The sequence below is a fragment of the Microbacterium testaceum StLB037 genome, assembly GCF_008763945.1.
Taxonomy (GTDB): Bacteria; Actinomycetota; Actinomycetes; order Actinomycetales; family Microbacteriaceae; genus Microbacterium; species Microbacterium testaceum_G.
This window is the reverse complement of sequence record NZ_VTQH01000001.1, coordinates 1262170-1281589: the sequence shown is the minus strand read 5'-3', so window position 1 is coordinate 1281589 and position 19420 is coordinate 1262170. Positions and strand designations below refer to the sequence as shown.

Sequence of the window (19420 nt, the reverse complement as noted above, 5' to 3'; positions counted from 1 at the left end):
GGTGGAGCTCCTGGCGTGGGGGATGGGGGATCAGGGCTTGACGGTGGGAACCGCGGCCGAGGTCGGCGACGCCGACGGCGTGCTGCCGCCGGTGATCGTCGCCGACGCCTCACCCGAGGGTCCGGCGGTGCGGTCGCCGGCTCCCGAGCAGCTGACCGTGTAGGTCACGCGCAGCGTTTGACCGGCGGCGTTGTTGACCGTCAGCTTCGCGTTGCGCGCATCGGGTGGGAACACGGCCGTCGACTGGCCGGTGGCGTCGAAGGTGCCATTCGTCGCGGTGAAGTTGTACGACGTGACGGAACCCGTGCCCGAGGGGCAGGAGTACTGCTGCCACGAGACCTGGATGTCGCTGCCGGCTGCCACGGACGTCCCGGGCAGGGCAGGGGTGCCCGGAGCCGAGAGGGGCGTCTCGTCTCCGTAGTACGTGACCTCGATCTCGGTTCCCTGCGCGTTGCGCCCGGTGGGATCGACGGTGTAGATCTTGCCGACCTGATCGGCGCTGGCGGCGGCGTTCCCCGGCGTGCACCGCGCGCCCAGATTCGCATCGCGCAGGATCTCTCGCGCCTCATCGCACGTCTTGCCGACGAGGTTCAGCGCGTCGACGTCGACGAGGGTGGCCGAAGGCGTCGGGGTCTGCGAGGGAGACGGGGGGGACGAGGGAGTCGTCGAGACGGTGGCCGAGGGGCTCGAGGGAGCGGCGTCGGGCTCGCCCTGGTTCGACAGCAGCGTGAAGAGGGTGCCGATGAGCACCAACGCGAGCAGCGCGATGAGGGCGATCAGCGGCCACGTCCACGGGCTGCGCTTCTTCTTCTGCGGAGCCGGGTCTTCTTCGGTGTGCTCCTCGGTCAGGAGCGACGTGGCGGCCGCGGGAGCGGGCATGAGGCGCGTGGTGGCCGAGGTCTGTCCGCCGGCGGTCAGAAGCTGCGTGGCGTCATCGGCGAGGGCGGCACCCCCGGCGATCGCCGGAACCGCCGCCGCGGCGGCGGCGAGGTCGCCGCGACGAAGCGCCGTGGCGGCGCGCGAGACGGCCGCGGACGACGCCGGACGGTCGTCGGGCTTCTTGGCGATCATGGCCATCACGAGGTTCTGCACCGGCTGCGCCACGGTGGGCGGCAGCGGCGCGGGCTGCTCGTTGATCTGGGCCATGGCGATCGCGACCTGCGACTCGCCCGTGAACGGGCGTTTGCCGGCGAGGCACTCGTAGGCCACGATTCCGAGCGAGTACGTGTCGGTCGCGGGCGACGCGGGGTGACCGGACGCCTGCTCGGGCGAGAGGTACTGCACGGTGCCCATGACCTGACCGGTGGCGGTGAGGGGTACCTGGTCGGCGATGCGGGCGATGCCGAAGTCGGTGATCTTGACGCGTCCGTCGGGCGTGATGAGCAGGTTTCCCGGCTTGATGTCCCGGTGGACGAGACCCGCGGCGTGCGCGGCCTGCAGGGCGGCGGCCGTCTGGGCGACGACGTCGAGGGTCTTGTCGGTCGAGAGGGAGCCGTCGCGCTCGAGGATCGTCGACAGGGCTTCGCCCGGAACGAGCTCCATCACGAGGAAGGCGCTGCCGTCCTCCTCGCCGTAGTCGAACACGCTCGCGATGCCCTCGTGGTTGACGAGTGCGGCGTGGCGGGCCTCGGCGCGGAAGCGCTCGAGGAAGCCGGGGTCGCCCATGTACTCGTCTTTGAGGATCTTGATCGCGACGGTGCGTCCGATGACGTGATCCGTCGCCTCCCAGACCTCGCCCATCCCGCCGATCGCGATACGCGAATCGAGCTCGTAGCGTCCTCCGAAGGTCACACCCTGCGTCGGTCTCATTTACCCAGCACCGCCTCCATGACCTTCTTCGCTATCGGGGCGGCGATCTCGTTGCCGCTCCCGTTCTGCCCCTGGCCTCCACCGTTTTCGACGACCACGGCGACGGCGACCTTCGGGTCTTCCGCCGGTGCGAAGCCGGTGAACCAGAGAGTGTAGGGACGGGAATCGTTCTCCGCGGTGCCGGTCTTACCCGCCACTGCGACCCCGTCTATTCTTGCATTCGATGCCGCGCCGTCCTGGACGTTCGCCGTCATCATGGTGACCATCTGCGCGGCGACCGAAGACTCGAGAGCCCGGCCGAACTCACTGCTGCTGGCCTCGTCTTTGACCGACAGATTCGGCTCGATCACGCGATCGACCATCCGCGGGTTCATCACCACGCCGTCGTTCGCGATGCCGGCGGACACCATGGCCATCTGCAGCGGCGTAGCGCGCACATCGCCCTGGCCGAAGCCGCTCAGGGCGGTCTGCGGCGCGTTCGGCGAGGTGGGGTAGGTCGACGCCGTGGACTCCAGCGGCATGTCGAACGATTTGTTGAAGCCGTACTTCTCGGCCTCGGCGCGGATGGCGTCGGCGCCGAGTTCCACCGCGAGCTCCGCCATCGGGATGTTGCAGCTCAGACGCAGGGCGGTGGCGATCGTGACGGTGTCGCCCTCGCCACAGGTGCCCCCACCGGCGTTGCTGACGACGTTGGTGGACTGCGGAAGCGTGTACGCGGCGACGTTCGGGAAGGCCGAGTCGGGCGTGTAGCGACCGGATGCCAGGGCGGCGGAGGCCACGACGAGCTTGAAGGTCGAGCCCGGAGGGTTGAGGTTGCCCGCGATGGCCCGGTTGTCCATCGGCTTGCTCGGGTCGGCCACGAGCTGGTCGTACGCCGCGTTGACGGCGTCCGTGTCGTGGGAGGCGAGGGTGTTGGTGTCGTAGCTGGGCTTCGACACCATCGCGAGGATGCGGCCGGTGGAGGGCTCGATCGCGACGACGGCACCCTGGAGATCGCCCATGGCGTCCCACGCGGCCTTCTGCACCTTCGGATCGAGCGAGAGCTCGACGTTCGAGCCGCGCGGTGCCTGACCGGTGATGGCCCGATCGATGCGCGAGAAGAACTGGTTCGAGTCCGAGCCGCTCAGCACGCTATTCTCGGCCGACTCGATCTGGGTCTTCACGTCGAGCACCGGGTTCATGTATCCGGTGACGGGCGCCCACATCTCGGCATCCGTGTATTGACGCTGCCAGCTGTAGACGTCGTCGGACGGGACCGACGAGGCGATCGCCGTCCCGCCGGCGATGATCGAGCCGCGCTGGATCTGGTACGAGTCGTACAGCGCCCGGGTGTTCCCGGAGGTGTTGGTGAGCGAGTTGGCCTGAGCGACCTGGATGATGCTCGTCGAGGCGAACAGGGCCAGGAACATCGCCAGCATGACGATGCTGAGGCGACGGAGTTCTTTGGTCACGGTGCCTCCTCCAGGATCGGGGTGTCGGTGGGGGCGGACGGGTGGAGCATCAGCCGATCACCACCCGGGGGCGGCTGCGCACCGCGTCGGAGATGCGCAGCAGGAACGCCACGATGATCCAGTTCGCGATCAGCGACGATCCACCGGCCGCGAGGAACGGGGTGGTCAGGCCGGTCAGCGGGATCACGCGGGTGACACCGCCGACCATGATGAAGACCTGCAGCGCGATCGTGAACGAGAAGCCCGTGGCCAGCAGCTTGCCGAAGTCGTCCTGTCCCGCGAGCCCGATGCGGATGCCGCGGCTGGTGAACACCATGTAGAGCGCGAGGATCGCGAACAGGCCTACGAGGCCCAGCTCCTCGCCGAGGCTCGGGACGATGTAGTCGCTCTGCGAGAGCGGCGTGATGTACGGCCGGCCCTGCCCGAGACCGGTGCCGAACAGACCGCCGTGCGCGAGGCCGAAGATCCCCTGAACGAGCTGGTAGCTGCCGCCGTCGCGGTTGATGACCTCGGGGTCGAAGGCGTTCAGCCAGTTGGCGAAGCGACCGTTGACGTACGGGAGGACTCGGGATGCCAGGAACGCACCGCTCGCGACCAGCACCAGGCCGATCAGCACCCAGCTGGTCTTTCCGGTGGCGACGTAGAGCATCGCCACGAACATGCCGAAGATGAGCAGGCCGGTGCCCAGGTCGCGCTGGAGGACGATGATGCCCAGCGAGACGAGCCAGATGATGAGCACGGGGCCGAGCTCGCGCGCGCGCGGCCACGTCATGAAGAGGAAGCGCGTGCCGGTGGAGGTGAGGCTCTCCCTCGTGCGCACGAGGTAGCCGGCGAAGAAGATCGCGAGGCAGATCTTGGCGAGCTCGCCCGGCTGGAACGACACGAAGCCGAGCGACACCCACACGTCGGCGTTCTGGTCGGTGCCCAGCCCCGGCACGAACGGCAGGAGCAGGAGCAGGATGCCGACGAGGCCGAACAGGTAGGTGTACCGGAAGAGCACGCGGTAGTTGCGCACGAAGATCAGCACGGCGAGAGCCGCGACCATCGCGATGGCCGCCCAGGCGATCTGGCGGTTGCCCGTGGCATCCCACCCGCTCGCCTTCTCGGCCAGGTCGATGCGGTAGATCATCGCGATACCGAGGCCCGTGAGGACGGTGGCGATGGGCAGCACGAAGGGGTCGGCGTCGCGCGCGCGCAGGCGCAGCACGATGTGCATGACCAGGGCGAGCACGGCCGGGATCGCGGCGATCGTGAGATAACCGGTCTCGACGGTGCTGCTCACGCCCAGCTGCACGAGCACGACCGCGCCGCCGTAGACGACGATCGCGAACAGGAGCAGGCCCAGCTCGCGATTGCGCTGCTTGGCGGGAACGCGGATCTTCTTCAGGGCGCGCATGACGGCCGTGTCGGTGGACACGGCATCGCCGGAACGGGTGAGCTTCTGATCGGTCATCCGCTTCCCTCCGCCGCGGGACGCAGGCGTTCGACGATCTTCTCCGCGTCGTTCAGCGACGGGGCGGAGATGGTGGCCTGGACGGTCTGCCGATCGAAGTCGGACAGGTCGCTCAGCGGGATATTCGTGTCTTCGTAGACCGTCGACAGCGAGAGCGGACCGATCGACTGCTGGATGCCGCGGTAGATCACGACCGAATCGTCGTCGGCGCCGACGTAGTAGAGCGTCTGCGTCCAGTTGTATCCGGCGAACAGGCCCACGCCGATGCCGGCGAGCACCAAGATCAGGGCGGCGAGCCAGCCGAAACGACGACGGCGCGCACGACGGCGGTCTTCTTCGATGAGCTCCTCGAGGAACTCGGCGGCCGGCTCGAAGTGCGTGGGCTCGTTCGCGACCTGACGGGCGTGGTGGAGCCAGCCCGAGCGGCCGGGCCGGGCGGCCGGCACGACCATACCGCTGGGGTTGGAGGCGGAGCCGACGATCGTGGGGGTGCCGATGAAGACGGGGTGCTGCCCGCCGACGTCGACCAGCACGACCGTGACGTTGTCGGGGGCGCCGCCGTCGAGCGCCTGCTTCAACAGGGCGTCGGCGGTGCGGGCCGGGGGCATGCCGAGCGCGAGCGTCTTGGCGGTGTGGGCGTCGTCGACGACACCGGACAGCCCGTCGGAACACAGCAACCACCGGTCGCCGTCCTGCGTCGGCATGATGAAGCTGTCGACCTCGGGGTCGGGATCCATGTCGCCGAGCACGCGCATGAGCACCGATCGACGCGGGTGGTAGCGCGCTTCTTCGGGGGTGATGCGCCCCGAATCGACCAGACGCTGCACGAAGGTGTGGTCGGCCGTGATCTGGGTGAGCGTGTCGTCGCGGTACAGGTAGATGCGCGAGTCGCCGATGTGACCGATGACGGCGTAGTCGTCGACCATGACCAGAGCGCTCACGGTCGTGCCCATGCCGGCCAGCTCGGGGCGGCGAGCGACGGTGTCGATCAGTTCGGCCGCCGTGTCGGCCAGGGAGTCGCGGATGGCCTGCTCGGCCTGGGTGGGGGAGGGGAAGGGCTGATCGAGCTCGGTGAGGCGGCGGATCGCCAGGCTCGAGGCGACATCACCGCCCGCGTGCCCGCCCATGCCGTCGGCGACCACGAAGAGGTTGGACCCGGCGTAGCCGGAGTCCTGGTTGTTGGAGCGCACCTTGCCCGTGTGGGAGATGGCCGCGCTCGAGCCTTGGAACACCATCGGTGTGGGTTACTTCCTCAGCTCGAACGTCGTCGCGCCGACCCTGATGGGCGCTCCCACCTTCACCTGGACCGGTGCCGCCACGCGGACGCCGTCGTGGGAGGTGCCGTTGGTCGAATCGAGATCCTGGAGCATCCACTGCTCGCCCCAGAGCACGAGGCGGGCGTGGTGGCTCGAGGTGTAATCGTCACGGATGACCAGACCCGACTCGCTGGAGCGACCGATCGTCAGCGGCTCGGTGCCGAGGGGCAGTTCGAGTCCGGCCTTCGGTCCGCTCGTGATGACGATCCGCGAGACGGTGGAGGTGGTCGCCAGACCCCCCACGGGGGCCGGGGCGGGAGCGGAGGGGCGCTTGACCTGCGTGGTCACCGCATCGGGCGCGGCCGTCGGGGCGGCTGCCGCGGGAGCGGGGGATGCCGCGGGCTCGGGGAGCTTACGAACCTTGACGCCGAAGAGGTCGGCGCGCAACGAATACACGACGCCGAACACGAAGAACCAGAGCAGGACGAGGAAGCCGCCCTGGAGAAGAAGGAGAGTCAACTGACTCATGAGAGGGGTCCCCGTTCCCGGACGTCGAAGATGCTCGTGGCGTCGGACGCCGAAGAGCGTCGCGGCGGCTGCGCCTGAGCGACCACACGGAACACGATATTGGTGCGGCCGATCGAGATCGTCGAATCGGGCGGAAGCGCGGCCTCGGTGACCTTACGACCGTTGAGCGTCGTGCCGTTGGTGGACCCGAGGTCGCGCACCATGGCGCGCTCGCCGTCCCAGAGGATCTCGACGTGCTTGCGGCTCGTGCCGGCGTCGGGGATCGTGATGTCGGCGTCGCTACCGCGACCGATCACCGTGCGGGCGGCGGTCAGCGGGTGACGCGTGCCGTCGATGTCGACCACGCCGCGCCACGCGATCCGGCCTTCCGTGGTCTGCGAGTCGACGCGCAGGGTTCCCGTCGACAGCGAACCGTCGCGCTCGATCGAGATGGCCACCGGGCCGGCGAAGGAGTAGCCCTGGGTGCGGGCGTGCTTCTTGACCAGGGTGTCGAGCTCGGAGATGAGCGTCGAGCCGAGGGCGCTCATCTTCTCGTCATCGGCGGGGGAGAGGCGCACCACGAAGGTGTTCGGCGTGAGGATGCGCTCACGCGTGACGACCACGGCCTTCTTGTCGAGCTCGCTGCGCAGAGCCGAAGCGATCTCCACCGGCTGGATGCCACTGCGGAAGGTCTTCGCGAACGCACCGTTGACGGCGCGTTCGAGACCTTTCTCGAAACTGTCGAGTAGCCCCACGAGACTCCTTCAGGCAGGCAGACCAGTAGGCACATCGTAGTCAGCACGGCTGGGGAGGTCATGGACGCGGGCTTCGAGCGCCGCGTTTCGTGACGCGGTCGCGGCCGTGATATTCTCGGGAAGTTGGTCGCGTGGCATCCCGTGTCACGCAACGCGCGAGTGGCGGAATAGGTAGACGCGCTGGCTTCAGGTGCCAGTGCCCGCAAGGGCGTGGGGGTTCAAGTCCCCCCTCGCGCACAGAACGACGAAGGCCCCGGGTTCATCCCGGGGCCTTCGTCGTTTCGTGCGGCAGTGCGAGGGCGGTGGACCCGTGAGGGCTGGACCCCTCGCGCCCTTCGTCCTCGCCTTCACGCGAACCTCTCGACGTGGATCCGTCGGGCGGGGAGGCCCGCGGCCCGCGCATCGCGGACTACGAGGTCGGCCCATTTCTCGGGACCGCAGATGAAGAGGTCCGAGTCGAGCAGATCGGGCAGGACGGAGAGGTGGATCGAGAACACGCCGGGACTCAGCGGCTCGACACCGCTCACGCGGAGCTGGTGTTCCTCGGTGGCCAGCAGCGGCGCGGCGAAGCGGAACCACGCGATGGATCCGAACGCCAGGACGTAGAGACCGAAACCCAGCACGCAGCGATCAGGGCGATCCCGGCCCGTTCTCGACGGCGGAGGGAATAGCCCGGTCTCGGCGCGGCGTCCCCTCGGGCGCGGACGGTGAGGGGCCGTTCGTTCGGATCGTGCTGCTCACGGGGCGCCCTCCGACCCGCAGGGGTGAAGCGGGCCCCTCCCCGTGTGGCACCCCCTGCCCGGGCGGGACCCGGCGAGTCAGGCCGGGCGACGACCGCGCGCCACGCCCGCCTGCATCGCCACGACGAGGAGCACGACTGCCGCCCCTGCCGCCGCGAGAAGGGTGATCGCGCCGACGTCGGCACCCGGCGCTGAGGCCTGGCCGAACTCGTCCTGCCAGGGCCAGAGCGCGCGGAGCGAGCCGAGCATGAGCCCCGTCATCATCGCGAGCATGAGGGCGTGGTAGCGCCGCAGCAACACCCGCAGGACGTTCACGAAGAGGCTGAGACCCACGACGGCGCCGAGGGCGAACGCCGCGATGTAGGGCAGATCGCGCTCGTTCAGCGCCACGAGCGTCGTCTCGTAGAGCCCGAACACCAACAGCAGGAAGGCACCCGACAGACCGGGCAGCACCAGGGCGCACACCGCGACCGACGCCGCCAGCGCGACGACGACGAGGGGCGGCTCGGCCATGGTGGCCGTCGGGAGTCCGGTCAGCGCGAACGCCCCCGCGGCGGCGACAAGGGCGAGCAGCCCCAGACGCCACGTCCATTCCCGTCCGAGCATGCGGACGGGGATGAGAAGGGATGCCGCGATCATGCCGCCGAAGACGGCGCGGGTCTCGGTCGGATACGCCTTCACCAGGGGCGCGAGCACCTGGGCGCCCACGATGACGGCGAGGACCATCCCGATCAGCACGGGGGCGACGACGCCCCAGCGCACGGCCCCGAAATGTGCGGCGCTGCGCGCGAGACCACGGCCGCGGACGACATCGGTGCTCGCGACGATTCCGCGGACCACGTGGCTCGCCGCGTCGATGAGCGTCGCGTACACCCCCACGATGAGGGCGACGGTGCCCCCACTGACCCCGGGGATGACTTCCACCGCCCCGATGAGGGTGCCGCGCACGAGGTTTCCCACGGGGCGAAAGAGCGAACGTCGGTCGGCAAGGGTGTCGGCCATTCGGACAACGCTAGGCGAGGCCGCCGAGGAAAGCCATTCGCGCGGACGCGCGACTGCACCAGAAATGCGCGGCTTATGCAACCCACCCCGCAGATTCGCTTCCTGGGAGGAAGCTGGATGCGACGAGAGTCCCGCCTCGAGCGGGCATCGGTTCACACTCGCGAAAGGAACACATCATGGGATTCTTCGGATTTCTTCTCCTCGGCCTGATCGCCGGCGCCATCGCCAAGCTCATCCTCCCCGGCAAGCAGGGTGGCGGCTGGCTCATCACGCTCGTGCTCGGCGTCGTCGGCGCTCTGCTCGGCGGATTCCTGGGAACCGCGATCTTCGGTGTCGACCTCGGCGGCTTCTTCGAGCTGCGCACCTGGCTGCTCGCCATCGGCGGCTCGGTCATCGTTCTGCTCATCTACGGCCTGATCGTCGGTCGCCGCACCGCACGCTGACCCTCACCGTAAAGCCCGGGGCGATTGGACCGCGTCCCGGGCTTTTCGTGTGTCGTCGCCCTCCAGCCGCTTTACTGGGCAGGATGCCGAAACGTCGCCGCCTCCCTTTCCTCCTCGTTCTCGCGGGCGGATCGGTGGCGGCGTTTCTCGTGGTGTGGCCGCAGGGGTTCGGCATCCATCGTCTGCCTTTCGTCGCCAACGCCATCTCGTTGCGCGCGCTGCTCGCGCTGGGATTCGGAATCCTCGCGCTGCTCGTGACGGGCCTGGCCGTCTGGCGTCGGCGGTGGTCGGTGGCCGCTGCTCTCGCGATCGCGCTCGCCGCAGCCTCCCTCGGGAACGCGGCGGTCCTCCTGGCGCGCGGCGGGGGGACGCCCCCGCAGCCGGGAGAACTCACGGTGGCGGCGTGGAACACCTACGGCGGCTCGGTCACCCCCGAGACCATCGCCCGCATGGTGCGAGAGACCGGTGCCGACGTGGTGAGCCTCCCCGAGACCGATGCGGTCGCGGCGGCCGAGGTGGTCGGCATCCTGGAGCGGGAGGGCATCTCGATGACGCACGACACCGTCGCCGCGACACCGGACGGCGAGACCATCCCCACCTCGATCCTGATCTCGCGCGCTCTGGGCGCCTACGAGCTCGACGCGGGAGTGGGCTCCACCGTCGGTCTGCCGAGCGGGGTCTGGCGATCCGTCGACGGCTCGGGCCCCACGCTCGTCGCCGCGCACCCCATGCCGCCCCTGTCGGAGGTCACCGACCAGTGGGAGCGCGGTCTCGAGTGGATCGCGGCGAGATGCGCCGAGAGCGACGTGATCGTGGCGGGCGACCTGAACTCGACGGTCGATCACTTCACCGGTCTCGGCGTCGACGGGGGGACGATCGGGGGATGCCGTGATGCTGCCGCCGAAGCGGGTTCGGCCGCCGCGGGAACCTGGCCCGTGCGACTGCCCGTCGGGCTCGCCGCTCCGATCGACCACGTGCTGGTCGGTTCGGCGTGGAGGGTGAACGGCTTCGCCGTCCTCGAGGCATTCGACGATGCGGGCAGCGATCACCGCCCCCTCGTCGCAACGCTCACGCGGGAGTGATGCCTCGGTCCACGCGGGAGTTGTGGACGGCGACCGAGATCGCGTGGGGCGCGACGAAGACCACGGCGAAGAACGCGCCCGCCAGGACCGCAGCGATCCAGGGCTCGGTGTCGACGACGCCCGTGGTCATGCCGACCCCGAACATCGTGAGTCCGGTACCGAAGGCGCGGGCCGCGACGGCGCGACCCGGGGCCTTCCGGGGGTTCGTCCACATCGGCAGGCGTTCGTCCCGGTAGGCCCGCACGGTCAGTCGGATTGACCAGAACCACAGGGCCGCGCCGACGACGATGAGGATGCTCCACGCCCACTCGCCCGTCATCGCTCCAGCCCAACACAGCGGGGACGGGAGGTCGATGATCGCTGCCTGCCGCGCGGGGCCGCCCCCAACAACTCCGACCCCGCGCGGACGCAGCAGCGGAGTCTCCTCGCGCTGTGCCCTCAGTCTGGCCTCGATCGGCGTCGCGCGCTCGCCGTGGCCGACTCGGGCTCCCGGTCGCAGTGCGGGTGGGGTCCGGCTATTTCATCCGATCGGACGAGGCGCCGCCCCGCGGGAGACCGTTGCGGGCACCCCACAGCGCGAGCTGGGTCCGATCGTCGAGGTCGAGCTTGCGCAGGGCCGATGCGGTCTGGCTGCGCACGGTGTTCACCGACACGCTGAGCCTCTTCGCGATGTCTTCGGTGGAGGTGACGCCGCTGCTGAGCAGACCCACGACCCGTCGTTCCGCAGCGGTCAGCAGGGCGACCTGGTCGGGCTCGGTCGAGGCGTTGCGGGACTCGCGCAGCTCACGGATCAGCCGCGGCGCGACGCGGGGCGAGATTGTCGCGGTGCCGGCCGCCGCTCCTCGGATCACGGGCAGCAGCTGGTCGCTGTCGTGGCCCTTGAGCAGGTATCCGCTCGCCCCCGCCTCGATCGCATCGACGATGAACGCGTCCGAGACCTCGCTCGTCAGGAGGATGACACGGCATCCGTCCCGCTTGTCGGCCGTGATCAGCCGGGTCGCCTCGATCCCGTTCATGCCGGGCATGTGCAGGTCCATCAACACGACATCGGCGCGCTCGGCGTGAGCGAGGACGACGGCGTCGCGGCCGTTGGAGGCCTCGCCCGCGACGCGGATGCCCGCCGCGTTCTCGAGTCGGAGCCGGATCCCCCGACGCACGGTGCGGTTGTCGTCGACGATCAGGACCCGGATGTCGGTGCCCGCCGTGGTCATGTCGTCAGGACGGGGGCCGAGGGTTCGTGTGCCGTCAGCGGTGCCTCCATGATGACGGCCCAGCCACCCGTCGAGACGGGACCCGCGGTGAGGCTGCCGTGCAGGAGGTCGACGCGCTCGGCCATCCCCGTCAGTCCCCAGCCGAGCCCTGTGGGCAGATCGGATGCCGCTGAGGTCCGGCCGGCCTCGTTGCCCACGGCGACCCGGATCGACGTCGGCGAAACGCGCACGTCGACCGACACCGCCGCTCCGGGCGCGTGCTTGCAGGCGTTGGTCAAGGCCTCCTGGACCACTCGGTAGGCGGTCGTTGACACCATCGCGGGGAGGTCGTCGACGGCGGCGTGGACGCGCGTGACCACGTTCATGCCTCGCGACGACCAGTACGCGAGCAGGTCGTCGAGGGAGCGGAGGTCGAGGGTCGGCTCGGCGCGCGCGTCGCTCTCGGCGCGCAGGTCTCGCAGCGCCGCGTAGAGACTGGCGGAGGCGAATCGTCCCTCGGCCCGCATCTCCGCGATGAGCGTGGCCGCCTGGGCGGCGTCCAGGACGTCGATGTCGACCGCGGCGTCGGCGAGCGAGAGGAGTCCGGCGAGGTGCTGACCGGCGACGTCGTGCAGCTCTTGGGCGATGCGCGCCCGCTCGCGCAAGCGCGCCCGTTCGAGCTCGGCTTCCTGCTCGGCGGCGGCCGCCGCGACATCGGCGCGCGCTCGACGCAGGCCCCGCACGCGTCGCGCCCACCAGACACCGAGCGCCGCGCCGCCGGCGACCGGTGCGGCGAAGGCGATCCCCGAGCTCAGGACGAAGCTCCAGGCCACGGCCGCGGGCGCTCCCGTCGAGGTCGACCAGAGGGCGAGGACGCCGACGGAGGCGACGATGACCGTCCCCGTCCACAGGGCCGCAACGGAGGGCCGCCGTTGCGCGGCGAGGAAGAACATGGCCACACCGACGACGAGGGGAAGCGCGACGAGCCATCGCGGAATGTCGAGGCCGGCCACCAGGGCGAGGTAGCACCCCGCCGCGCCGAGCACTGCGATCACGGGGAACCGGGGGGAGAGCAGAAGGAGGGCGCTCTGTGCGGCGCACCCGGCGACGACCAGAGCGATCACGACCCCGAAGGGGATGCGGTAGTCCCACACGACGTCGCCCTGCATCACCGCTGCGAGCGGGTCGGACAACGACTGCACGACGGTGACGACGAAGACGATGGCGACGAAGGCCCCCATCGCTCGGGGACGGCTCAGGATGCGGGTGAAACCCCGGGTGTCCGTCGTCCTGGGGGGCGTCTGTTCGTCACGCGTCGGCACCGCGTCACTCTAGCGTCGGCGGCAACACGTAGACCACGTCGTCGCCGTCGCGCTCGTGCTCGACGAATCCGATGCGGGCGAGAACCGCGTGCGAGGGGTCGTCGGTGGCGGAGACGCAGGCATAGAGCGGGCGCTCGGGTTCCTGGGCGGTAAGCAGGCGGAGGGCCTCGGTCGAGGTGTCGTCGTGGGACGACGGTGCGACGGCGAGCAGGATCTCGCGATCGCCGTCGACATCGAGTGCCGCGGCTACGCCCACCACGGCGCCGTCCTCGATGATCGCGCGTGCGTCGACCGTGACGTCGCCCGCCCACCGGTCGAAGGCCGCGCGGTCGTCGAAGGCGGCACGCGGCCACCCCGAGGTGCTGGCCGCGACCGCCTGGAAAGCGGCATCCCGGTCGTCGTCGTCGAGGGCGCGCAGCTCGATGTGGGGCATGCCGTCACGCTAACGGTCGGTGTGCGAGGGCGCGGGGCTCTTGTGCGCTCAGGCGAAACCGTGCAGAGCGAGGAACGTCCAGGTGGCGCCATTGGTGTCACGGCGAGCGATCTGGTCGAGCAGATGGCGGAACAGGGTGTCGCGCGTACTGTCGGTGACGCTGGTCCACCCCTCGAGATTGCGTCGCAGGACGAGGTCGATCTGCACGAAGGTCTTCTGGAAGACGACATTGCGTGAAATGGCCACGAGATGCGACGCGAGCGCCATGGTCGAGGCGACGTATTCCTCCGAGGAAAGGGCGGAACGCATCTCTTCGACGATGCGCGCGGTCTCGCTCAATTCCTCGTCCGTGCACCGGGGAAGGGCGACGTGCATCACGGCCGCGATGGTGTGCGCGGCGTATTCGCGCATATCACCGCGGGCGCGATCGGTGAGGGCGGCGACGCGCGTGTAGCGGTTGGCGGCGACCTCGACCAATCCGATGCGTTCCAGCCGCTGCAGGGCCTCGCGGACGGGGGTGCGCGAAATACCCATGAGGGCCGCCAGCTCGACGTCGCGGAGGCGGTCGCCGGCTTTCAATCGACCGTCGACGATGGCCTCGCCGAGGGCCCGGTAGGCCTCGTCGACGAGGGCGGAAGCACGCCGGCGACTATCCATCAGCCGGATTTTACGGCCCCCGGTTATCACAGAAGGTGAAAGGAACTTCCTGATTCTTCGTTTTCGTGTCGCGCGCGAGCCGGGACGCCGGTAAAGTGATCGCCGTCACGCCTCGCGTGACATATCCGGGGGGATCCGTCGACGCCCGGGCTTCGAGCCCTGCTCAGCCCGGGCGTCGTATGGGCTTACGGCGTATGTCCCCGTGTTCCGCCCCGCGCAACGTTTGTGTCACGGTGCCTCGCGATGAGCGATCCCGGCCGATAACGTGAAGGCACAGATCGGCGCGCTCGGCGCCGGCTCGAGCGGGAAACGGCACAACGATGAGCACGCAGGGCACGGTCAAATGGTTCAACTCGGAGAAGGGTTTCGGCTTCATCGCCCCCGATGACGGCAGCCAGGACGTCTTCGCGCACTACAGCGCGATCCAGTCGGCCGGCTACCGCTCGCTCGAAGAGAACCAGCGCGTCGAGTTCGACGTCGCGCAGGGCCCCAAGGGCCTGCAGGCGGAGAACATCCGTCCCCTCTGATCCTTCACCGGCTCCGGTCGGTCGGGCCCCGGTCGCACTCGGCGTGCACCGGGGCCTTCATCGTTCGTGGCGCACGAGATCGACGCCCGCCGCCGCGAACTGACCGAGCGTCGCGTGCGGAAGGAAGGCCCGGGTCAACGCGGCGCCGATGCGGGTGAGATCGGCCTCGTCGCGGTAGAGCAGGTACATCGTCTCGTAGCGCGGGTGGAACTTCTGCTTGAAGCGGTGCAGCGAGGCGAAGCCATAGACGGGCTCGAGCATCGCGGCCATGCGGTCCTGCAGGTCGGCGATGGCGCCGGCATCCGCGGGATACTCGTGCGCCAGCGGGGCGCCGGACAGTGACACGACCTGGGCACCCTCGGCGGAGAACTGCCGCGCGGATGCGCCGATGAGGAACTCCATGACGGGTCCGAAGCCGTCATCGCGTCGGCGCATGAGATCGAGCGTCCACCCGCGGATCTCGCCCTCGCCCCAGATCGGAAGCCACGACAAGAACCCGTCGACGTCGCCCTGCGGTGAGACGGCGAGGGCGAGGCGCACCTCGGGGTCGGCGGCCTCGTGCAGCGTGCCCAGGGTGAACCCCATCTCGGGGAGCCCCTTGTCGCCCACCCAGCTCTCGGAGATGGCGCGCAGCTGCTGACGCACGCCCCAGGTCTCCTCGGCGAGCGTCGACAGGCGGAAGGTCATCCCCTCGCGCTCGGCGCGGTTGAGCGAGGTGCGCACAGCCCCCCAGGCCTTGCCGGTGAATTGCAGGCCCGGGAGATCGACCACGGTGTCGTCGGCGACGACGAGGCGTCTCCAGCCGCTCGGGACCGCCTCGGCGGTCGTCTCTCCGGCGCTGAAGAAGCACGGGGCCAGACCCGCCGCCTCGGCGGCGTCGATGAACGAGCGGACGGTTAGGGCGCGCGAGGCGACGGGTCCGAGCGGATCGCCGAGGGCAAGGGCGACGCCCGAACGACGCTGGTAGGCGACGATCCCCCGGTCGAAGCGGGCGTACGACATCCCCTCCCACGTCGTCATCCACGACAGCGTGCCTCCGCCGCTCGTGCGCAGCTCCGCCTTCACCTCGTCGACCGAGGGTGCAGGGGTCTCCCCGAGGGCGGCGCGCGGACGCGCGCGGAAGGCCGCTCGCACCAGGAAGAAGTAGACGGATGCCACGAGCCACAGCGCCGAAGAGGCGAGGACGCTGGTGAAGTCGGCATCCAGGTCCGCTTCGATCTCGGTGAGACCCGACAGCAGCAGGATGCCGAACAGCAGGAGCACCAGCAGCAGGTTGAGGGCGCTGTAGATCATCACGACGACCCACGCCCAGCGTCGACCCCGGCGCAGGGCCGTGGCGATGACGAGGACGAGCGCCGTGTTCACCGCGACGTCGACCCACGACCCCGAGGTCGCCTCCGACGAGCCGAACGGCCCGGTCATGGGGGCGAGGTAGCCGAGGATCTCGAACGCGCCGAGGGCGCACAGCACCACGAAGGCGATCAGTCGCTGCTCGCGCACGCTCACGCGCTGAGGACGCAGCGATCGGTCGACGCCCAGCACCAGGGCGACGGCGAGGACGCGTTCGAGGTCGGGGAGAGAGCCGTAATAGAGGAAGGTGAGCGCGAGCCCCGCGATCAGGACCGTCCAGGCCCGGAGGCGCCAGGGCGAGGGCAGCAGAGCCAGAGCGGCGGCCAGGCACGCGAAGAGGCCACCCGACGGCCCGACGTCGAGGGTCATCGCCTGCGCCTGCGCCCACGGCCAGGGCAGAAGGGCCGCCAGCCAGAGGAAGAGCGCCGCGGCGAAGATCGAGAACAGCTGACCCACGGCGAAGTACGCGGCCGCGATGCGGCTCCCGCGGCGGATCTCGAGGTACCCCATACCGAGCAGAGTCGGGATGCCGACGAGGTACAGCCACGGCGCGGCGACGACGAACGTGCCGGTGAGGGGGGTCCACCACCGACCGGCCTCGAGGGCGGGGAGGCCGTACGCGAGTGCGTCGAACGAATCGGAGGAGGCGAACGGCTGCCAGAGGGCACCGGTCGCGACCCCCGCGACGATCAGGATGCCGATCAGACCGAGCGTGGCCGGCAGACGGCGCGTGAGCTGCGTCGCCCGTCGGAGTGTCGTGTGCTCCCCCATGCCGCTCACGATAGGGCACGGCTCCGCCGAGATCGGGGTCAGGAGCGGGACACGGCGTGCCAGGCGGCACGGGCGTGGGCGAGGGCCTGCTCGGCGTCGGTCGCCGCACGAGCGGCGGCGAGCTCGCGGCGCGCGTGCTCGCGACGGAGACGGTCGGCGATCGGGCCGGCGGTGTCTCGGGCGTCGGCGGCGGCGAGAGCGGCGCGCGCGCACGCGAGGGTTCCGGGGAGGGCGGCGCGAGCGGCCTCCACGCGTTGGCGCGGGCTCGCGGAGTCGGAGAGCACCTCGTCGCGCACCTGGCGGGCCCGTGCGACGACGGTGATCGCCCGTCGGGGTCGTGCGGCGGCGTCCGCGGTGGCGGCCTCGAGGTCGCGCGAGGCCGAGCGCAGACGTTCGACGGCTTCCGGACGCGTCTCGGGCGATCGGCTCGACGCCAGCTCGATCGCCGCGTCGATCTCGCCCCGCGCGGCCGCGAGCTCGGCCGGGGCGTTCTCGGCGGCCTGGAGGGTGATGCGGTGCGCGTCCTCGACGGCACGCAGCTGCCGTTCCACGCGGGCGAGGGCGGCGGTCGCTGCGGTGAGGTGGTCGCCCTCGGGGGCGACGGACGCGCGCTCGATCGCGGCGTCGGCATCGCGGATCGCCTCGGATGCCGCGAGGGCGGCCGTCTCGGCGTCATCGCGGTCTTCGGCGGCGAAGCGGGCGCGGAGGGCGGCGACCAGGGGCTCGGGGTCACCCATCGTCGCCAGAAGCTCGTCGCGGCGACGACGGGCGGCGGTGAGCAGCGCGGGCGCGGGTCGGTGCGCGCGGGCCCACTCGTCGAGCTGCGCCCGGGCGCGCGTGACGCGGTCGAGCTGCTGATCGAGCCCGGCGCGCAGTCGGCGCGCGTCGTCGCGGCGCACGGCGGCCACTCCCGTGTCGGCCTCGAGTCGGGAAACCTCGGCGAACCCGCGGTCGCGGGCTCGGAGAGCGGCGGCGCGCGCACGACGCAGGTCGGTGGGTTCGTCCGCGGCATCCACCGCGTCGGCGGTCCGGAACGCCGCGTCGAGCTCGTCGACGGCGTCATCGAGGCGGAGGAGCGCCTCGGATGCCTGGCCCACCGCCTGTGCGGCGGCGGCGCGAGCACGGGGGGATCGACGGGAAACGCGCACCGCGATCACGATCACCGCCACGACCAGCGCGAGCGCCAGGAGCGCGACGACCGCGGGGACGACCCCGTCGAGCTCAGACACCGGCGGAGGGGCCCGTCCCCGACGGGTCGTCGATCAGCAGAAGAGCGCGCAATTCGTCGATGTCGTCCACGGCGGCTTGGGCGCCCTCCGCCTCGTGGGGCCAGCTGAAGCCCCACCGGACGAAGATCACCGGCACACCGGCATCCGCCCCGCCCTCCACGTCGTGGTGACGGTCGCCGATGAGGATGGGTCGCGAGGTGTCGGCCCCGGCGGCCTCGAGGCGCCGCAGCGCCTCACGCACGACATCGGCCTTGGTGCTCAGGGTGCGCTCGTCGAGGGTGGCGCCGACCATCGCCTCGAGGGAGGGGGCGAGACCGAAGTGGTCCATGAGCGCGACCACCTGCACCTCGGGCTTCGAACTGGCCGTGGATTGCGGGACGCCCGCCGCGTGCAGGTCGTGCACGAGCTGCTCCACTCCCGGGTACAGGCGCGCGCTGACGGTGTAGCCCTCGCTCTTGTTGAGGCCGCGATAGAAGCTGACGGCCTCGGTGGCCTGCTCGGGCGTCATCCCCACGTTCACCTGGAACGACTCGAACATCGGCGGACCGATCCAGCGCGACAGCTCTCCGCGCACGGGGGGCGTGCGCCCGAAGTGCTCGAGAGTGATCGTCAACCGGCGGAGGATGCCCTCCGATGCGTCGACGAGGGTTCCGTCGACGTCCCACAGGACGCAGGAGAAGGGAGAGCGTGCAGACATGCGTCCACGCTACCGGCGCTGCCCGCGCGCGGCGCTCGCCGCGTCAGAAGAGCCGCGGGGCGCCGGACTGCACGCCCTTCATCTCGTCGTAGTCGAGGACGAGGCACCGGATGCCGCGGTCGGTGGCGAGCACGCGCGCTTGGGGCTTGATCTCTTGCGCGGCGTAGACGCCCGTGACGGGGGCGAGCAGGGGGTCGCGGTTGAGCAGCTCGAGGTAGCGCGTGAGCTGCTCGACCCCGTCGATGTCGCCGCGGCGCTTGACCTCGATCGCGACCGTCCCCGTGCCGTCGTCGTTGCGCAGGAGCAGGTCGACGGGGCCGATCGCGGTGGGGTACTCGCGGCGCACGAGGGTGAGGTTCTCACCGACCACCGACACCTGCTCGGCCAGCAGGCGCTGCAGGTCGGCTTCGACGCCGTCCTTGATCAGGCCCGGATCGACGCCGAGGTCGTGCGCGGTGTCGTGGATGATCTCGTGGATGCGCACCAGCAGGGCGTCTCCGGTCTTGGCGTGCGTCACGCGCCAGCGCTCGATCACGCCGTCTTCGACATCGACCTCATCGGGCTGCTCGAGGGTGAGCGAGCACGGCGGGCTCATCCAGTTGAGCGGCTTGTACGAGCCGCCGTCGGAATGCACGAGCAGACTGCCGTCGCCCTTGTGCACGAGCAGGCGGGTGGCGAGGGGGAGATGCGCGTTGAGGCGGCCGGTGTAATCGACGGAGCAACGGGCGATGACGAGACGCACCCGC

Annotated in this window: 20 protein-coding genes and 1 tRNA gene; 4 read left to right on the top strand and 17 right to left on the bottom strand. The window is 70.3% G+C overall.

Annotation, left to right across the window (positions count from 1 at the left end; translation table 11 throughout):
• Positions 1 to 30 precede the first annotated feature (30 nt).
• The 6 genes from F9B98_RS05990 to F9B98_RS05965 are packed head-to-tail and all read right to left on the bottom strand — an operon-like array spanning position 31 to position 7231.
• Positions 31 to 1809 carry a serine/threonine-protein kinase gene (locus tag F9B98_RS05990; RefSeq protein WP_150954253.1) on the bottom strand — a complete coding sequence of 593 codons (1779 nt, stop codon included), beginning with the start codon at positions 1807 to 1809 and terminating at the stop codon, positions 31 to 33.
• Complete coding sequence (locus F9B98_RS05985; protein ID WP_150954250.1) at positions 1806 to 3260, bottom strand: peptidoglycan D,D-transpeptidase FtsI family protein; 1455 nt, start codon at positions 3258 to 3260, stop codon at positions 1806 to 1808. Before F9B98_RS05985 ends, F9B98_RS05990 begins: the two co-directional genes overlap by 4 nt.
• A 49-nt stretch (positions 3261 to 3309) precedes the next feature.
• On the bottom strand, positions 3310 to 4713 hold the full coding sequence (locus F9B98_RS05980) for an FtsW/RodA/SpoVE family cell cycle protein (RefSeq protein WP_150954247.1): 1404 nt from the start codon (positions 4711 to 4713) through the stop codon (positions 3310 to 3312).
• Entirely contained in the window at positions 4710 to 5948 is a 1239-nt protein-coding gene (locus tag F9B98_RS05975) for a PP2C family protein-serine/threonine phosphatase (protein ID WP_150954244.1), read from the bottom strand. The genes F9B98_RS05980 and F9B98_RS05975 overlap by 4 nt, the downstream gene beginning before the upstream one ends.
• Before the next feature lie 9 nt (positions 5949 to 5957).
• A complete protein-coding gene (locus tag F9B98_RS05970) occupies positions 5958 to 6497 on the bottom strand; it encodes an FHA domain-containing protein (protein WP_150954241.1) in 540 nt (179 codons plus the stop codon).
• Positions 6494 to 7231, bottom strand: coding sequence for an FhaA domain-containing protein (locus tag F9B98_RS05965; RefSeq protein WP_150954238.1), 738 nt, complete (start codon positions 7229 to 7231; stop codon positions 6494 to 6496). Before F9B98_RS05965 ends, F9B98_RS05970 begins: the two co-directional genes overlap by 4 nt.
• 153 nt (positions 7232 to 7384) lie before the next feature.
• Between F9B98_RS05965 and F9B98_RS05960 the strand changes: the two genes are divergently transcribed.
• Positions 7385 to 7468, top strand: a tRNA-Leu gene (locus F9B98_RS05960).
• 110 nt (positions 7469 to 7578) lie between these two features.
• On the opposite strand, the gene F9B98_RS05955 is transcribed toward F9B98_RS05960, so the two are convergent.
• The gene (locus F9B98_RS05955; protein ID WP_150954235.1) at positions 7579 to 7854 is read right to left on the bottom strand and encodes a hypothetical protein; all 276 of its coding nucleotides are present in this window, start codon (positions 7852 to 7854) and stop codon (positions 7579 to 7581) included.
• Between the two features lie 195 nt (positions 7855 to 8049).
• On the bottom strand, positions 8050 to 8973 hold the full coding sequence (locus F9B98_RS05950; protein ID WP_150954231.1) for a DUF368 domain-containing protein: 924 nt from the start codon (positions 8971 to 8973) through the stop codon (positions 8050 to 8052).
• A gap of 176 nt (positions 8974 to 9149) precedes the next feature.
• Between F9B98_RS05950 and F9B98_RS05945 the strand changes: the two genes are divergently transcribed.
• Complete coding sequence (locus tag F9B98_RS05945; RefSeq protein ID WP_144783590.1) at positions 9150 to 9416, top strand: GlsB/YeaQ/YmgE family stress response membrane protein; 267 nt, start codon at positions 9150 to 9152, stop codon at positions 9414 to 9416.
• Positions 9417 to 9499: 83 nt separating this feature from the next.
• Entirely contained in the window at positions 9500 to 10498 is a 999-nt protein-coding gene (locus F9B98_RS05940; RefSeq protein WP_150954228.1) for an endonuclease/exonuclease/phosphatase family protein, read from the top strand.
• On the opposite strand, the gene F9B98_RS05935 is transcribed toward F9B98_RS05940, so the two are convergent.
• The 5 genes from F9B98_RS05935 to F9B98_RS15895 all read right to left on the bottom strand — a co-directional run bounded on the left by F9B98_RS05935 (position 10485) and on the right by F9B98_RS15895 (position 14100).
• Positions 10485 to 10817, bottom strand: coding sequence for a hypothetical protein (locus F9B98_RS05935; protein WP_150954225.1), 333 nt, complete (start codon positions 10815 to 10817; stop codon positions 10485 to 10487). The two genes, F9B98_RS05940 and F9B98_RS05935, sit on opposite strands and share 14 nt — an antisense overlap.
• Before the next feature lie 196 nt (positions 10818 to 11013).
• Positions 11014 to 11709: a response regulator gene (locus tag F9B98_RS05930; RefSeq protein WP_150954221.1), complete on the bottom strand. Its 696-nt coding sequence runs from the start codon at positions 11707 to 11709 to the stop codon at positions 11014 to 11016.
• A complete protein-coding gene (locus tag F9B98_RS05925) occupies positions 11706 to 13010 on the bottom strand; it encodes a sensor histidine kinase (protein ID WP_150954218.1) in 1305 nt (434 codons plus the stop codon). The genes F9B98_RS05930 and F9B98_RS05925 overlap by 4 nt, the downstream gene beginning before the upstream one ends.
• A 4-nt stretch (positions 13011 to 13014) precedes the next feature.
• Positions 13015 to 13443 (bottom strand): GNAT family N-acetyltransferase, encoded by a 429-nt coding sequence (locus F9B98_RS05920; RefSeq protein WP_150954215.1) that lies wholly within the window; start codon positions 13441 to 13443, stop codon positions 13015 to 13017.
• A 48-nt stretch (positions 13444 to 13491) separates the two neighbouring features.
• Complete coding sequence (locus F9B98_RS15895; protein ID WP_191966686.1) at positions 13492 to 14100, bottom strand: GntR family transcriptional regulator; 609 nt, start codon at positions 14098 to 14100, stop codon at positions 13492 to 13494.
• 320 nt (positions 14101 to 14420) lie between these two features.
• Between F9B98_RS15895 and F9B98_RS05910 the strand changes: the two genes are divergently transcribed.
• Complete coding sequence (locus tag F9B98_RS05910; protein WP_150954212.1) at positions 14421 to 14627, top strand: cold-shock protein; 207 nt, start codon at positions 14421 to 14423, stop codon at positions 14625 to 14627.
• A gap of 57 nt (positions 14628 to 14684) precedes the next feature.
• On the opposite strand, the gene F9B98_RS05905 is transcribed toward F9B98_RS05910, so the two are convergent.
• The 4 genes from F9B98_RS05905 to nucS are packed head-to-tail and all read right to left on the bottom strand — an operon-like array spanning position 14685 to position 19416.
• Positions 14685 to 16748, bottom strand: coding sequence for a bifunctional lysylphosphatidylglycerol flippase/synthetase MprF (locus tag F9B98_RS05905; RefSeq protein ID WP_150954209.1), 2064 nt, complete (start codon positions 16746 to 16748; stop codon positions 14685 to 14687).
• A 38-nt stretch (positions 16749 to 16786) separates the two neighbouring features.
• Positions 16787 to 17977, bottom strand: coding sequence for a hypothetical protein (locus F9B98_RS05900; protein ID WP_150954205.1), 1191 nt, complete (start codon positions 17975 to 17977; stop codon positions 16787 to 16789).
• The gene (locus tag F9B98_RS05895) at positions 17970 to 18674 is read right to left on the bottom strand and encodes an HAD hydrolase-like protein (RefSeq protein WP_150954202.1); all 705 of its coding nucleotides are present in this window, start codon (positions 18672 to 18674) and stop codon (positions 17970 to 17972) included. The genes F9B98_RS05900 and F9B98_RS05895 overlap by 8 nt, the downstream gene beginning before the upstream one ends.
• 43 nt (positions 18675 to 18717) lie before the next feature.
• Positions 18718 to 19416, bottom strand: a complete 699-nt coding sequence (nucS, locus tag F9B98_RS05890; RefSeq protein WP_150954199.1) for an endonuclease NucS — start codon at positions 19414 to 19416, stop codon at positions 18718 to 18720.
• Between the last annotated feature and the right edge of the window lie 4 nt (positions 19417 to 19420).

Bases quoted from the DNA above. Each gene is read 5' to 3' on its own strand.
- F9B98_RS05990 (WP_150954253.1), bottom strand. From the start codon at position 1,809: ATGAGACCGACGCAGGGTGTGACCTTCGGAGGACGCTACGAGCTCGAT.
- F9B98_RS05980 (WP_150954247.1), bottom strand. From the start codon at position 4,713: ATGACCGATCAGAAGCTCACCCGTTCCGGCGATGCCGTGTCCACCGAC.
- F9B98_RS05975 (WP_150954244.1), bottom strand. From the start codon at position 5,948: ATGGTGTTCCAAGGCTCGAGCGCGGCCATCTCCCACACGGGCAAGGTG.
- F9B98_RS05970 (WP_150954241.1), bottom strand. From the start codon at position 6,497: ATGAGTCAGTTGACTCTCCTTCTTCTCCAGGGCGGCTTCCTCGTCCTG.
- F9B98_RS05950 (WP_150954231.1), bottom strand. From the start codon at position 8,973: ATGGCCGACACCCTTGCCGACCGACGTTCGCTCTTTCGCCCCGTGGGA.
- F9B98_RS05945 (WP_144783590.1), top strand. From the start codon at position 9,150: ATGGGATTCTTCGGATTTCTTCTCCTCGGCCTGATCGCCGGCGCCATC.
- F9B98_RS05940 (WP_150954228.1), top strand. From the start codon at position 9,500: ATGCCGAAACGTCGCCGCCTCCCTTTCCTCCTCGTTCTCGCGGGCGGA.
- F9B98_RS05935 (WP_150954225.1), bottom strand. From the start codon at position 10,817: ATGACGGGCGAGTGGGCGTGGAGCATCCTCATCGTCGTCGGCGCGGCC.
- F9B98_RS05930 (WP_150954221.1), bottom strand. From the start codon at position 11,709: ATGACCACGGCGGGCACCGACATCCGGGTCCTGATCGTCGACGACAAC.
- F9B98_RS05920 (WP_150954215.1), bottom strand. From the start codon at position 13,443: ATGCCCCACATCGAGCTGCGCGCCCTCGACGACGACGACCGGGATGCC.
- F9B98_RS15895 (WP_191966686.1), bottom strand. From the start codon at position 14,100: ATGGATAGTCGCCGGCGTGCTTCCGCCCTCGTCGACGAGGCCTACCGG.
- F9B98_RS05910 (WP_150954212.1), top strand. From the start codon at position 14,421: ATGAGCACGCAGGGCACGGTCAAATGGTTCAACTCGGAGAAGGGTTTC.
- F9B98_RS05905 (WP_150954209.1), bottom strand. From the start codon at position 16,748: ATGGGGGAGCACACGACACTCCGACGGGCGACGCAGCTCACGCGCCGT.
- F9B98_RS05895 (WP_150954202.1), bottom strand. From the start codon at position 18,674: ATGTCTGCACGCTCTCCCTTCTCCTGCGTCCTGTGGGACGTCGACGGA.